14 protein-coding genes are annotated in these 12,049 nt (G+C 55.1%); 6 read left to right on the plus strand and 8 right to left on the minus strand.

The window, feature by feature from the left end; translation table 11 throughout:
- Positions 1–520: 520 nt before the first annotated feature.
- Positions 521–1,699, minus strand: a complete 1,179-nt coding sequence (gene purT, locus ACOTX7_RS13120; RefSeq protein WP_221813086.1) for a formate-dependent phosphoribosylglycinamide formyltransferase — start codon at positions 1,697–1,699, stop codon at positions 521–523.
- Positions 1,700–1,871: 172 nt separating this feature from the next.
- Here purT and ACOTX7_RS13125 point away from each other — a divergent pair, with 172 nt between their 5' ends.
- Together ACOTX7_RS13125 and ptrB are read left to right on the plus strand one after the other, a co-directional pair.
- Entirely contained in the window at positions 1,872–2,522 is a 651-nt protein-coding gene (locus tag ACOTX7_RS13125; protein ID WP_006811019.1) for a tellurite resistance TerB family protein, read from the plus strand.
- 75 nt (positions 2,523–2,597) lie between these two features.
- Positions 2,598–4,673, plus strand: a complete 2,076-nt coding sequence (ptrB, locus tag ACOTX7_RS13130) for an oligopeptidase B (RefSeq protein WP_047354225.1) — start codon at positions 2,598–2,600, stop codon at positions 4,671–4,673.
- On the opposite strand, the gene exoX is transcribed toward ptrB, so the two are convergent.
- The 3 genes from exoX to ACOTX7_RS13145 all read right to left on the minus strand — a co-directional run bounded on the left by exoX (position 4,655) and on the right by ACOTX7_RS13145 (position 6,334).
- Entirely contained in the window at positions 4,655–5,317 is a 663-nt protein-coding gene (gene exoX, locus ACOTX7_RS13135) for an exodeoxyribonuclease X (RefSeq protein WP_047354224.1), read from the minus strand. The genes ptrB and exoX overlap by 19 nt on opposite strands.
- A 24-nt stretch (positions 5,318–5,341) precedes the next feature.
- Positions 5,342–5,992 carry a nitrilase-related carbon-nitrogen hydrolase gene (locus tag ACOTX7_RS13140; RefSeq protein WP_047354223.1) on the minus strand — a complete coding sequence of 217 codons (651 nt, stop codon included), beginning with the start codon at positions 5,990–5,992 and terminating at the stop codon, positions 5,342–5,344.
- A gap of 111 nt (positions 5,993–6,103) precedes the next feature.
- Entirely contained in the window at positions 6,104–6,334 is a 231-nt protein-coding gene (locus ACOTX7_RS13145; protein ID WP_003859784.1) for a DNA polymerase III subunit theta, read from the minus strand.
- A gap of 137 nt (positions 6,335–6,471) precedes the next feature.
- Here ACOTX7_RS13145 and yobA point away from each other — a divergent pair, with 137 nt between their 5' ends.
- From yobA to ACOTX7_RS13160, 3 genes are read left to right on the plus strand one after another with little or no spacing between them, the layout of a single operon-like run.
- The gene (gene yobA, locus ACOTX7_RS13150) at positions 6,472–6,843 is read left to right on the plus strand and encodes a CopC domain-containing protein YobA (RefSeq protein ID WP_032673899.1); all 372 of its coding nucleotides are present in this window, start codon (positions 6,472–6,474) and stop codon (positions 6,841–6,843) included.
- A 1-nt stretch (position 6,844) separates the two neighbouring features.
- Positions 6,845–7,714 carry a copper homeostasis membrane protein CopD gene (gene copD / locus ACOTX7_RS13155; RefSeq protein ID WP_221256137.1) on the plus strand — a complete coding sequence of 290 codons (870 nt, stop codon included), beginning with the start codon at positions 6,845–6,847 and terminating at the stop codon, positions 7,712–7,714.
- A gap of 17 nt (positions 7,715–7,731) precedes the next feature.
- Complete coding sequence (locus tag ACOTX7_RS13160; RefSeq protein ID WP_000753186.1) at positions 7,732–8,070, plus strand: YebY family protein; 339 nt, start codon at positions 7,732–7,734, stop codon at positions 8,068–8,070.
- Positions 8,071–8,195: 125 nt separating this feature from the next.
- Here ACOTX7_RS13160 and ACOTX7_RS13165 read toward each other — a convergent pair whose 3' ends face one another.
- Together ACOTX7_RS13165 and ACOTX7_RS13170 are read right to left on the minus strand one after the other, a co-directional pair.
- Positions 8,196–8,393: a hypothetical protein gene (locus tag ACOTX7_RS13165; protein WP_000460990.1), complete on the minus strand. Its 198-nt coding sequence runs from the start codon at positions 8,391–8,393 to the stop codon at positions 8,196–8,198.
- A gap of 69 nt (positions 8,394–8,462) precedes the next feature.
- Complete coding sequence (locus tag ACOTX7_RS13170) at positions 8,463–9,419, minus strand: VirK/YbjX family protein (RefSeq protein WP_221256136.1); 957 nt, start codon at positions 9,417–9,419, stop codon at positions 8,463–8,465.
- A 167-nt stretch (positions 9,420–9,586) separates the two neighbouring features.
- On the opposite strand from ACOTX7_RS13170, the gene pphA reads away from it, so the two are divergent.
- The gene (gene pphA / locus ACOTX7_RS13175) at positions 9,587–10,231 is read left to right on the plus strand and encodes a protein-serine/threonine phosphatase (protein WP_221257254.1); all 645 of its coding nucleotides are present in this window, start codon (positions 9,587–9,589) and stop codon (positions 10,229–10,231) included.
- A gap of 34 nt (positions 10,232–10,265) precedes the next feature.
- Here the strand turns inward: pphA and ACOTX7_RS13180 are convergent, their stop codons facing one another.
- Both ACOTX7_RS13180 and rsmF read right to left on the minus strand, forming a co-directional pair.
- The gene (locus ACOTX7_RS13180) at positions 10,266–10,505 is read right to left on the minus strand and encodes a YebV family protein (protein ID WP_006811010.1); all 240 of its coding nucleotides are present in this window, start codon (positions 10,503–10,505) and stop codon (positions 10,266–10,268) included.
- A 105-nt stretch (positions 10,506–10,610) separates the two neighbouring features.
- Positions 10,611–12,008: a 16S rRNA (cytosine(1407)-C(5))-methyltransferase RsmF gene (gene rsmF / locus ACOTX7_RS13185; RefSeq protein ID WP_407045038.1), complete on the minus strand. Its 1,398-nt coding sequence runs from the start codon at positions 12,006–12,008 to the stop codon at positions 10,611–10,613.
- Between the last annotated feature and the right edge of the window lie 41 nt (positions 12,009–12,049).

Below are 12,049 nucleotides of genomic sequence, written 5' to 3' on the forward strand. Positions count from 1 at the left end.
AAGATGCGTGATCTGATCCTTCAACTCAGCAAAAGTTCGATTTATTCAACAAAGTCATGCCTCTCTGGGCGCAAAGAGTGCCGGGTATCGGTGGCTGGCACTGGCATTTGCAGCGGATGCGGTAAAATATGCCCAAGGGGAGCAACTCGTAGCTTATTCTGACAAAAACAAATTTTGTATTACTGCGCTTTCCTCCAGGAAGACCGCTATTCCGAAAAAGCTTGTCTGGTGCAACTGGAATCATCCCCTTTATCCTGCGGGGATGGCGGCTTTATTCTGCGTATTATCCCTCATTGCCTATCGTATCAGTTTCCCTGCGCAAAATGATCCGCCAGCAATCTGGGCACTGATGGCGAGCATCTTTATTCCCTTCGTAATTTTTATTGGCATGGGTATTTTTATTTTCATATCGAAAACTAATGCAGCCTATGAGGATATGGAATTCTAATGGGAGCGATGGGATGATAAAAAGTCAATAATGCAATGCGGCTGGTCACCGAGGTGACCAGCCTATAGTTATTTATCCTGTCACGTTCACCGCTGTGGCCGCTTTTTTCGCTCTCGCGACGGCGTCGTCCACGTTATCCCCGGTGGCTAATGCCACGCCCAGACGGCGGCTTCCGTCGATCTCCGGTTTGCCGAACAGTCGGACCTGCAAGCCTGCACCAACCGCACCTTCGACGTTATCAAAGGTGACATTCTGGCTGGTCAGCTGCGGCAGGATCACCGCCGAGGCTGCCGGGCCGTACTGACGGATACCGCCAACCGGCAGGCCGAGGAAAGCACGCACGTGCAGCGCGAACTCGGAGAGATCCTGTGAAATCAGCGTAACCATCCCGGTATCGTGCGGGCGAGGGGAGACTTCACTGAAAATCACTTCGTCGCCGCAAACAAACAATTCCACACCGAACAGGCCGTAGCCGCCCAGCGCCAGCACCGTCTTGCGGGCGATCTCCTGCGCGCGTGCCAGCGCCAGCGCGCTCATCTGCTGCGGCTGCCAGGATTCGCGATAATCGCCGTCTTCCTGTCGATGCCCAATCGGGTCGCAGAAATGAACGCCGTCCACGGCGCTGACGGTGAGCAGGGTAATTTCAAAATCAAACTTCACCACGCCTTCCACGATGACGCGCCCGGCACCGGCACGGCCGCCCTGCTGGGCATAGTCCCAGGCCTTGTCCAGCGTGCTGCTGTCGCGGATAAAGCTCTGCCCTTTGCCGGAGGAGCTCATTACCGGCTTAATGATGCACGGGTAGCCAATCTCTTCTACGGCCTGAAGAAACGCGGCTTTATCCCCGGCAAAACGGTAGCTGGAGGTCGGGAGCTGTAATTCTTCTGCCGCCAGGCGACGAATGCCTTCCCGGTTCATGGTCAGTTTTGCCGCTGTGGCGCAGGGCACCACGCGCTGGCCTTCCTGTTCAAGGGCAACCAGCATCTCAGTCGCAATGGCTTCAATTTCAGGTACCACGAAATCCGGTTTTTCGTCAGCAATTAACGTGCACAGGGCGTTACCGTCAAGCATATCGATGACGTACGAGCGGTGCGCGACATGCATGGCAGGCGCATCCTTATAACGGTCAACCGCAATCACCTCGACACCCAAACGCTGACACTCAATGGCCACTTCTTTACCCAGTTCACCCGATCCCAACAGCATGACGCGCGTCGCGGCAGGACGTAGCGCAGTTCCTAAACGAGTCATAAAAATCCCCCTGAAAAAGATGCGGGCAGTATAAACGAAAACGTTTGCGTCTGTCTTGTATGGGAACAGCGACAGTAGGGGTGAAATTTGCGCTTCTTTAGTACTGACAGACATTTCCTGACACCCGCTCGCTTAGGCTGTGAAGGTTACGCACTGTTACGTGAGGAAAAATATGTCAGGCTGGATGAATCAACTGCAATCCCTGTTGGGACAAAAAGGCTCGTCGTCCGGCGAGCAGGGTCTAAGCAAGCTGCTGGTGCCGGGGGCGCTCGGCGGGCTGGCCGGTTTGCTGGTGGCCAATAAGTCATCGCGGAAACTGCTTACCAAATACGGTACCGGCGCGCTGCTGGCGGGCGGAGGGGCTATTGCAGGCTCCGTCTTGTGGAACAAATACAAAGACAAGGTGCGCAACGCGCATCAGGATGAACCGCAGTATGGGCAGCAGGTATCACCGTTAGATTTACGCACCGAACGCCTGATCCTCGCTCTGGTCTTTGCGGCCAAAAGCGACGGACATATCGATGCCAGTGAACGTGCCGCAATTGAACAGCAGATGCGGGAAGCGGGCGTTGAGGAGCAGGGCAGGGCGCTGGTGGCGCAGGCCATCGAACAGCCGCTCGATCCGCAGCGTCTGGCGCAAAGCGTGAAAAACGAAGAAGAGGCGCTGGAACTCTATTTTCTGAGCTGTGCCGCCATCGATATCGATCACTTTATGGAGCGTAGCTACCTGAACGCCCTGGGCGATGCGCTGAAGATCCCACAGGACGTTCGCGAGGGAATTGAGCAGGATATTCAGCAGCAGAAACAGACCCTCGCGGGCTAGAAGGCCATGTTTCGCTTGCATCATACGCGTGTTTTGCCAACCTTATAGGATGTAAAACGAAAAAGTAAGAATGCCATGCCTCCAAAAGCCCGACGTACTCCTTATGCGATCACCACGCATGGCGATACGCGTATCGATAACTACTACTGGCTGCGGGACGATTCTCGTTCCCGGCCAGAAGTACTCGACTATCTGCACGAGGAAAACGACTATGGCCGACAGGTCATGGCCAGCCAGCAGGCGCTTCAGGATCAACTTCTGAATGAAATGGTGCAGCGTATCCCCCAGCGTGATGTCTCTGCCCCGTGGTGCAAAAACGGTTATCGCTATCGCCATATTTATGAGCCGGGAAACGAATATCCCATCTACCAGCGCCAGTCTGTGCTGAGCGCCGAGTGGGATGAATGGGAGATCCTGCTGGATGCCAACAAACGTGCGGCTCACAGTGAGTTTTATACGCTGGGCGGCATGTCCATTTCCCCCGATAACGCCATTATGGCGCTGGCTGAGGATTACCTCTCCCGCCGCCAGTACGGTTTGCGTTTCCGTAACCTGGAAACGGGGAACTGGTATCCCGAAATGCTGGATAATGTCTCCCCCGATTTCGTCTGGGGTAACGATTCAGAAACGGTCTATTACGTTAAAAAGCATGCGTCTACGCTGCTGCCTTATCAGGTCTGGCGCCATACGGTCGGGACCGATTCCGCCGACGATGAACTGGTTTATGAGGAAAAAGACGAGACGTTCTACGTCAGCCTGCATAAAACGTCATCTCGCCACTACGTGATCATTTTCCTCGCCAGTGCCACTACCTCCGAAGTGCTGCTGCTGGATGCCGAGCTGCCGGATGCCCAGCCGCTGTGCTTCCTGCCGCGGCGCAAAGATCATGAGTACAGCCTGGATCACTTCCAGCACAGCTTTTACCTGCGTTCGAACCGCGAGGGCAAAAACTTTGGCCTCTATAAAACCAAAGTGCGCGATGAACGTAAGTGGGAAGTATTAATTCCCGCGCGCGATCAGGTGATGCTGGAGGGGTTCACCCTGTTTACCGACTGGCTGGTGGTGGAAGAGCGGCAGCGCGGGCTGACCAGTATCCGCCAAATCAACCGTAAAACCCGCGAAGTGGTGGGCATTGCGTTCGATGACCCGGCTTACGTGACGTGGATCGGCTTTAATCCGGAACCGGAATCGTCCCGCCTGCGGTACGGCTATTCGTCGATGACCACCCCGGATACGTTGTTTGAACTGGATATGGACACCGGGCAGCGTCAGGTGATTAAACAGGCGGAGGTCCGGGGGTTTGAGTCGGAAAATTATCGCAGTGAGCACCTGTGGGTGACCGCACGCGACGGCGTCGAAGTCCCTGTTTCCCTCGTCTATCACAAGGCGCACTTCAATAAAGGCAAAAACCCTGTTCTCGTCTACGGTTACGGCTCCTATGGATCCAGCATGGACGCCGATTTCAGCACCAGCAGGCTGAGCCTGCTCGACCGCGGTTTTGTGTATGCGATTGCCCACATTCGCGGCGGCGGCGAGCTGGGTCAGCACTGGTATGAAGACGGAAAATTCCTCAAAAAGAAAAATACCTTCAATGATTACCTTGATGTCTGCGACGCGCTGATCGCGCAGGGTTATGGCGATCCGCAGCGCTGCTTTGGCATGGGGGGCAGCGCCGGAGGCATGCTCATGGGTGCCGTGATCAACCAGCGGCCTGAACTGTTTAAAGGCGTTATCGCCCAGGTGCCGTTTGTGGACGTGGTAACGACCATGCTGGATGAGTCCATTCCGCTGACCACCGGCGAGTTTGAGGAGTGGGGGAACCCGCAGGATGAGACCTATTACCGCTACATGAAAGAGTACAGCCCGTACGATAACGTCGAGGCAAAAGCCTATCCGCATATGCTGGTGACCACCGGCCTGCACGATTCCCAGGTGCAGTACTGGGAGCCTGCGAAATGGGTGGCGAAACTGCGTGAGCTGAAAACTGACGATAATCTGCTGCTGCTCTGTACCGATATGGACTCGGGGCACGGGGGAAAATCAGGGCGATTTAAATCCTATGAAGGGGTGGCGCTGGAGTACGCCTTTTTGATTGGCCTGGCGCAGGATACGCTGCCAGGCCAGGCGGGAACTCAGGCTTCGCCTAAATAATGCTTCAGCGTCAGGCGCAGTTCCGGGCTCATTCTGTCGAGGTTGTTATACAGCCAGCGCAGGTAGCCCGGATCTTTATCCGCCACTTCCGATACCGGTTTCCCGCGATATTTACCGAACGTGAAAGTGGTCAGTAGCGCGGGGCGCCCGGTAATGGTTGCCATATCGTCTGGCGTCCAGCCGGAAGTTTTCATGATATCAATCAGGAGCGCTGCGGTGATGTAGCAGTCGTAGAGGGCACGGTGATGATGCAGCCCTTCCGGCGTCCGTACGCTAAGTTTGCGCGACTTATACAGCGCCATATTGCTGTATTTGATCCCCGGCCACAGACGGCGCGCCAGCTTCATGGTGCAAATCCATTCGCCGGGCATCTCTGGCAGCACGCGGCGGTCAAAGCTGGCGTTATGGGCCACATACCACTGACTGCCGTGGTAGAGAGGGATGATCTCTTCAATCCACGGCTTGTCCGCCACCATCGACTCCGTAATGCGATGTATGGCCATTGCCTGCGCACTGATGGGTCGATCCGGGCGCACCAGGTGGCTCATTGGGTTGACTATTTTTCCGTCAATCACGTCGACAGAAGCGACTTCCACAATTCCACCCTGCAAATCGCAAGTTTCGGTATCGATAACGCGCAGCATTGATCGCTCCTGATCCTAAAATGCCTAGCCTAATGGAATGATATCGCCTTGCCAACCCTGTCGGCCTAAAGAACCGGTTAACAGCAGCTCTCCCTTATCGGCACGCACGATCAGCTGACCTTTTTCATCCCATAACGCGCTACCGCTGCGCGCGTTCGCCATTAACACCGCGATGGCGTATTTGTGCGCGAAGCGTTGTAACGAACCGATGGATTGCCGCCAGCGGTGCTCGCCCACCGCCAGGCTGCTGGTGAACAGCGTTGCCTCCGGGTCCAGTTCCGGGGCGTCTGTCTGGTTATCCACGATGGTGAGCCGTTTATCGCCAGGGATGACGCCCGCCCCGTTACCCTGCGGATAACGCCGGATGGTTGACAGACTGGGCGTGAAAAGCGCGAGTCCTTTCTGACGCTGGTCGTGTTGCTGGAGCGTAATACCGGCAATCACCGTGATGAAACGTGTCTGCGCGGCGTGAAGGAGGGGAGCAAGCTGCAAATCGTCAGGGGGTGGGGGTAAGGTTGTTCCGCCGGGACCGGTAAGCGAAAGTTCCGGAAAGACGATTAAATCACACCCATGCCAGGCAGCTTCGGCAATGAAGTGCAGGTGGTGTTTTACGTGCTCATCAACACAGCTGTGCCGCGGAGCATACTGGGCCGCGGCAATATTCCATCGGGACATCGTGACTTCCTTATACACTGAGTCGCTGGGATTTTAAGATTACACCTAAATTTATCAGGGTTTTCTTATCCTGCCACATAAGGCGTAAGGAAGTGTAACGAGACGTTAAGCTTATTTAACTTTAGGTTCGTACGGCAGGCGCGAGAGATTGACGGAGGCGAGGCGATGCGCAATCAGACGTTCGCGAAACCAGTCACGCAGATGCGCGGGTTGTTCACGCTCTACCACTTCAGCCACGACGGGCATGTTGTAACGCTCTTTGAATGCGACCCCCGCGGCGGCGAGATCGACATTCACTTTGTCCATCTCGTCCTGAGGAAGGGCGGCCAGGTTAACGTTCATTTCCTTCTCCTTTTTCTGCGGCGGCAACGTTACCGCGATTGTGCAACGATGACAAGGGAGCAAAGGATGATCCTCGACTCGTTAATTATACAGAGTTATTCTTTAGCATTCAGGCATAACGAAAAGGAATGATTGTGATGCATTTTACCCCTTCCCGTATCGCGTGCGCGCTGGTCTTTCTGCTCTCTTCGGCCATCACGCCCGCAGTTCTGGCCCATGCGCATCTTAAGCAGCAATCCCCGCAGGAAAATACCGTCGCGGTGGCACCCGAGGTCATTACCCTGAACTTCTCGGAAGGCATTGAGCCAGCTTTTAGCGGCGTTGTAGTGACGAATGCGCAGCAGCAGAAGATCAAAACCGGCGCGGTGAAGCGTGACGAGAAGGATAATGCAAAGCTGATTGTTCCCCTTGAGAAACCGTTGACGACCGGCACCTATACGGTGGACTGGCATGTGGTCTCCGTAGACGGTCACAAAACCAAAGGCAGCTATCACTTTAGCGTGAAATAGTATGCTGGCCCTGAGCTATGTCGCGTTACGCTTTATCCATTTTGCGGCGCTGATCCTGCTTTTCGGCAATGCGCTTTACAGCGTCTGGTTTGCGCCGTCTTCGTTGCAGCGCCTCATGATGCAGCGTTTCCAGCGGCAGCAGAACATCGCGGCCCTGGTCAGCCTGATGGCGGCCCTGCTGATGTTCGGCCTGCAAAGTGGGTTAATGGGCAACGGCTGGGGCGATGTCATTCGCCCGGCGGTCTGGCACAGCGTGCTGGGAACGCAATTTGGTGGCGTCTGGTTGTGGCAAATGGTGCTGGCCGCGGTGACGGCGGGTGCAGCATGGCTTACCCCGCAAAAAGGCTCACGGCTGTTACTGCTCGCGATGGGGCAACTGGTGCTGCTGGCGGGCGTGGGACATGCCGCGATGAACGGTGGCGCGCCGGGCGCGTTGCATCGTCTGAACCATGCGCTTCACCTGCTCTGCGCCGCGACCTGGGTGGGCGGTTTACTGCCGCTGCTGTATTGCATGCAACTGGCGAAAGGCCGCTGGCAGCCAGCCGCAATTTTTACCATGATGCGCTTCTCCCGGGTGGGGCATTACGCCGTGGCGGGCGTGCTGCTGACAGGGATAATCAATACGCTCTTTATTGTTGGCATAAACGTGCCGTGGCAGGCGCCTTATGTCCAGCTGTTGTTGTTCAAATGTGCGCTGGTGATGATGATGGTGGCAATTGCGCTGGCGAATCGGTATTTTCTTGTGCCACGCTTTCGCCCTGAGACCGGGCGGGAACAACAGATTTTTATCAGGATGACACAGGCAGAAGTGGTGCTGGGCGCGCTGGTACTGGCGGCTGTCAGCCTGTTCGCGACCTGGGAACCCTTCTGACAAGGTTAAATAGACATATGAAAAAGACACTGCTTTCTCTTTTACTCCTCACCTGTGCCAGCAGTGCGCTGGCCGCGCCGCAGGTCATCACCGTCAGCCGGTTTGAAGTGGGCAAGGACAACTGGGCATTTAATCGTGAAGAGGTCATGCTCACCTGCCGTCCCGGTCACGCGCTGTATGTCATCAATCCCAGTACGCTCGTGCAGTATCCGTTAAATGATGTAGCGGAGCAGCAGGTTGCCAGCGGGAAAAGTAACGGACAGCCCGTCAGCGTGATCCAGGTCGACGATCCGGCAAACCCAGGGCAGAAGAAGAGTCTGGCACCGTTTATTGCGCGCGCAGAAAAGCTCTGTTAGCGGTCAGGTTTCCAGTAAAAAAAAACCGCAGGTGCTTGTAAAAGCTCTGCGGTTTTTCACATTTAGTGATGTTCTGACGCTTTTTTTCAGGCCACTTTTACTGTGGACTGGAAAACCTGACGTCGTCATCTATTCTTAAAGGGCAAGGCGATTGAGCCTGCATTAATGCCAACTTTTAGCGCACGGCTCTCTCCCAAGAGCCATTTCCCTGGACCGAATACAGGAATCGTATTCGGTCTCTTTTTATCTGCATGAAAATAAACGATAAATTCCGGTTTTCGTCTCAGCAGGAGGTTCACTTCCTGTGCGCCTGCTTCAAACATACCACAACCCGGCAGGCGTAAGTCCAGTCCTTTTTGGCTGTTTTGTTAAATTTTTGTTTGTTTTTTGCCTTAGATGACGGTCGACTCAATCCGCGCCTGTACGGAAGCTGCAATATCATCAAGTAACGCAAAGCGGCGACGGTATTCGGCGCGCTTTTTACTGGCAATCTCCTCCAGCGCTTTACGCTCAATCTGGAGCGGCAACTGCCAGCAGAAGGGGGAAAGTTTCTTTCCGTTCAGGCCTTCCCAGAACTCGTCGTAGCTGGCGTGGAAATGACGGCCTTTGCTCAGACGGTAGCGCAGCGCGCGGAAAACATGTCCCTCATCGCTGACGGCAAAAATAGCACTGATGTTCGAGCGTGACGCAAGCTGGAAGATCACCTCCATCAGTACGCGTTTCGGGAACAGACCATGGCAGGCACGGGTGGCCTGTTTAATCACCTCCCGTGAAACATGACGACGCGGACCCTGAAGGCCGCCGATCACCAGCACCGTACGGCCGTTACTGCGTGCGACACAGAACGTCAGGCTGGCCAGCAGCGTATTGTCATTGTCATGCAGCCAAAGCGTGCTTTCGCCTTCGCGTTCGGCCTTACCTGCGGACGAGGCGTGGACGGTATAAATTTCGCCGTTTTTTGCCTCGAACCGGATAACTGGCAACGCCTGTGGGCTGGTCAGCGCGTGGGCGAGTGCCGTGTTTTTCAGACTATCAATCCAGTGATAGTGGCTGACGATAGCATCGGCCCGGTCGTGAGAGGTCAGACCGCGCATCAGATACTGACGGTGAGTTTTGCTCGGCAACGTGATTTGAGAGGCCAGCAGCCTGTCGAAATCATCGCGTCCGGATAGCGCCTCCAGCATGCGATGGGTGGAGGACCAGAATAAGAGCGAGCGCAGAAGAAACTTTAAACGGTAATCACGTTTGTGCCAGATAGGGCCAGGAACGCGTTTCCCGCTCACCAGTTCAGAAATAATATTTGTGCGATGCGGATAATAAACATCGTTTTGCAGGTGTATGTTTGACACGTGAAAATCCCTCTATTTATTCCGCTCTATCTTAAGGGCCAGGGAATAAGGGATTAATAGCGCAGCGATCTTTATTTCCGGCTGGTTGATGGTTTGTTTGGATTCGCGATATCTCACGCCCGCTTATGACATTTTCTGTGGCAGCTATACTTCTTACAGGAGGCGTTATGTATCAGAAAATTGAGGGAGACCACTGGCGCCATGTCTGGGTTGTCAGCGATATTCATGGTTGCTATCAGTGGCTTATGGATGAGCTGAAAAAGCGGCATTTTAATCCTGACAGGGATCTGCTGATCTCGGTGGGGGATATTATCGACCGCGGGCCGGACAGCGTAAAATGTTTAGAGCTGATGCAGGAAAAGTGGTTTTATGCGGTACGCGGTAATCACGAGCAAATGGCATTAGATGCGCTTGAAAATAATGATTTTAGTCTGTGGTCGATTAATGGCGGTATGTGGTTTACCGGCCTTAATGCGGCTCAACAAAAACAGGCGAAGGGTTTACTCGACGCGTGTCGGGCCTTACCGCACATCATTGAAATAACCTGTAAAAATGGTCTGAACGTGGTGGCTCATGCGGATTATCCCTCCGCTGAATATGCCTGGCATAAGCCGGTAGATGCCCGGCGCGTGTTGTGGGATCGCGATCGCTTAATGGGCTTTATGGAGGGTAAAGGGCAGGGCATAAGGGGTGCGGATCACTTCTGGTTCGGACATACACCCGTGGACAAGCGATATGATTTCAACAATCTGCACTACATCGATACGGGGGCGGTGTTCGGAGGCTTTCTGACGCTGGTGCAGCTTCAGTGATAAATAACCCGCCTTCGGGCGGGTTCTCTTTAGGTCAGGCAAGACGCAAGACCCAGGCATCGGTTTTACTGTCGTAATGCTCACGGTACAGAACGGAATGTTCCCCATCAAGGATCGCCGGAACGCTGGTATCGGCATCCCAGGCGTCCAGCTGCATGCACAAATCCGGATCGGATTTGCAGGGAATACTTAACGTTCGTTCGCCTTGTGCTTCGCCGCGCAATTCAGCGTCGTCGATTTCAAAAGCGCCAATGCGTACGCTGGTTTTCGTCATAATGCTCTCCGGTTTGTTGCCCAAAATCTGGTATGACCAGTGCAGTCACCCATTTTTGATCCTAGACAAGGAGAGCGAAATCGCCAGTAAAAAAATGCGCTTTTTTCAGGCAGTGCGGTTGTTACCGGTAAACAGGCGACCATCGCGTACCAGTTCGCGCGGATAGCTGTTTTTTAGCCGCGAGCCGACTTTTTTCGCCAGCCCCAGCGGAAAGCCCTGATACGTCACGATCACTTCATCCTGCGCCGGGCTGTTCTCCGGGTAAACGTCACGACCGCGATACCACTCTTCCGCTTCCTGATGCGTCAGGGCGAAGGTGTTCTCATCACCTGCCAGCGCAATGACCGCTTCGTGCTGCCAGCGATAGCCCTTATTGTGGATCTCCGCCAGGCGAATACCGAGGCGGGAGAAACGCACTTTACCTATCAGCGGTTCGATAGTGGTCGGGAACAACCACAGCTCTTTGTCACGCATCCAGAGGCGCAGGCTCTCATCCCAGTGCAGGCCCACTTTGCTCGCAGCCGCTTGCACCTGTGCCGCTTCACGGCCTTTGACCGGCGCGAACGGGAAGTTGCCGACCTTAAACGCAGGCGCAGGCAGGGGATCAACGGCGCGGGTTTTACGCAGACGCGCAACAAAGAAGCCCTCGCAATCGTAAATCTGCGGGAAGACGTGCAGGAAGCCTTCAGGCGTGGCCGCATGGCTGGCCGAGTCGAAGAGGGTGTCCAGCGGCAGAAACTCGACGGCATCCGCATAGCGTTGCTTCAGCCACAGGCAGACATCCTCGTTTTCATCGCGATTCAGCGTACAGGTGGAATAAACCAGCGTCCCGCCTGGGCGCAGGGCATGGAACGCACTGTCGATCAGTTCACGCTGCGTGGCGGCGATCTCCAGGTTGCTTGCAACGGACCAGTTTTTTAATGCATCAGGATCTTTGCGCACTACGCCTTCGCCGGAACAGGGTGCGTCGAGCAGGATAGCATCAAAGACTTCCGGCAGGGCAGCCCCAAACACGCGACCGTCGAAGTGCGTCAAGGCGACGTTGCGGATCCCGCAGCGGCTGATATTGGCATGCAGAACTTTGACGCGGCTGGCAGAAAATTCGTTAGCGAGGATCGCGCCGCGGTTATTCATCCGGGCAGCAATTTGCGTGGTTTTGGAGCCAGGTGCCGCCGCCACGTCCATGACCCGCTCAGGCTGGTTTTCGTCGGCAAACAGCGCGGCAACCGGCAGCATGGAGCTGGCTTCCTGAATATAAAACAGCCCGCTCAGGTGCTCGGCGGTGCTGCCGAGCGGCAAGCTCTCTTCATCATCCCGCTCGATCCAGAACCCTTCTTCACACCACGGCACCGGCGTCAGTTGCCAGCCGTAGGGGGAGACGAGATCCAGAAACGCCCCGACGCTGATTTTTAGCGTATTGACGCGAATACTGCGGCGCAAAGGGCGCTGGCAGGCGGCGACAAAATCGTCGAAAGAGAGATGAGCAGGAAGCGCCTCGCGCATCTGTGCGAGGAATTGTTCGGGAAGAAATACGGAGTTTTGAG

Origin of the sequence: Enterobacter cloacae complex sp. IR5418, assembly GCF_049238105.1 — a bacterium.
Classification (GTDB): domain Bacteria; phylum Pseudomonadota; class Gammaproteobacteria; order Enterobacterales; family Enterobacteriaceae; genus Enterobacter; species Enterobacter hormaechei.

Excerpts from the sequence above, each read along its gene's own strand:
- purT (WP_221813086.1), bottom strand. The coding sequence starts at position 1,699 with ATGACTCGTTTAGGAACTGCGCTACGTCCTGCCGCGACGCGCGTCATG.
- ACOTX7_RS13125 (WP_006811019.1), top strand. The coding sequence starts at position 1,872 with ATGTCAGGCTGGATGAATCAACTGCAATCCCTGTTGGGACAAAAAGGC.
- ptrB (WP_047354225.1), top strand. The coding sequence starts at position 2,598 with ATGCCTCCAAAAGCCCGACGTACTCCTTATGCGATCACCACGCATGGC.
- exoX (WP_047354224.1), bottom strand. The coding sequence starts at position 5,317 with ATGCTGCGCGTTATCGATACCGAAACTTGCGATTTGCAGGGTGGAATT.
- ACOTX7_RS13140 (WP_047354223.1), bottom strand. The coding sequence starts at position 5,992 with ATGTCCCGATGGAATATTGCCGCGGCCCAGTATGCTCCGCGGCACAGC.
- ACOTX7_RS13145 (WP_003859784.1), bottom strand. The coding sequence starts at position 6,334 with ATGAACGTTAACCTGGCCGCCCTTCCTCAGGACGAGATGGACAAAGTG.
- yobA (WP_032673899.1), top strand. The coding sequence starts at position 6,472 with ATGCATTTTACCCCTTCCCGTATCGCGTGCGCGCTGGTCTTTCTGCTC.
- copD (WP_221256137.1), top strand. The coding sequence starts at position 6,845 with ATGCTGGCCCTGAGCTATGTCGCGTTACGCTTTATCCATTTTGCGGCG.
- ACOTX7_RS13160 (WP_000753186.1), top strand. The coding sequence starts at position 7,732 with ATGAAAAAGACACTGCTTTCTCTTTTACTCCTCACCTGTGCCAGCAGT.
- ACOTX7_RS13165 (WP_000460990.1), bottom strand. The coding sequence starts at position 8,393 with ATGTTTGAAGCAGGCGCACAGGAAGTGAACCTCCTGCTGAGACGAAAA.
- pphA (WP_221257254.1), top strand. The coding sequence starts at position 9,587 with ATGTATCAGAAAATTGAGGGAGACCACTGGCGCCATGTCTGGGTTGTC.
- ACOTX7_RS13180 (WP_006811010.1), bottom strand. The coding sequence starts at position 10,505 with ATGACGAAAACCAGCGTACGCATTGGCGCTTTTGAAATCGACGACGCT.
- rsmF (WP_407045038.1), bottom strand. The coding sequence starts at position 12,008 with ATGCGCGAGGCGCTTCCTGCTCATCTCTCTTTCGACGATTTTGTCGCC.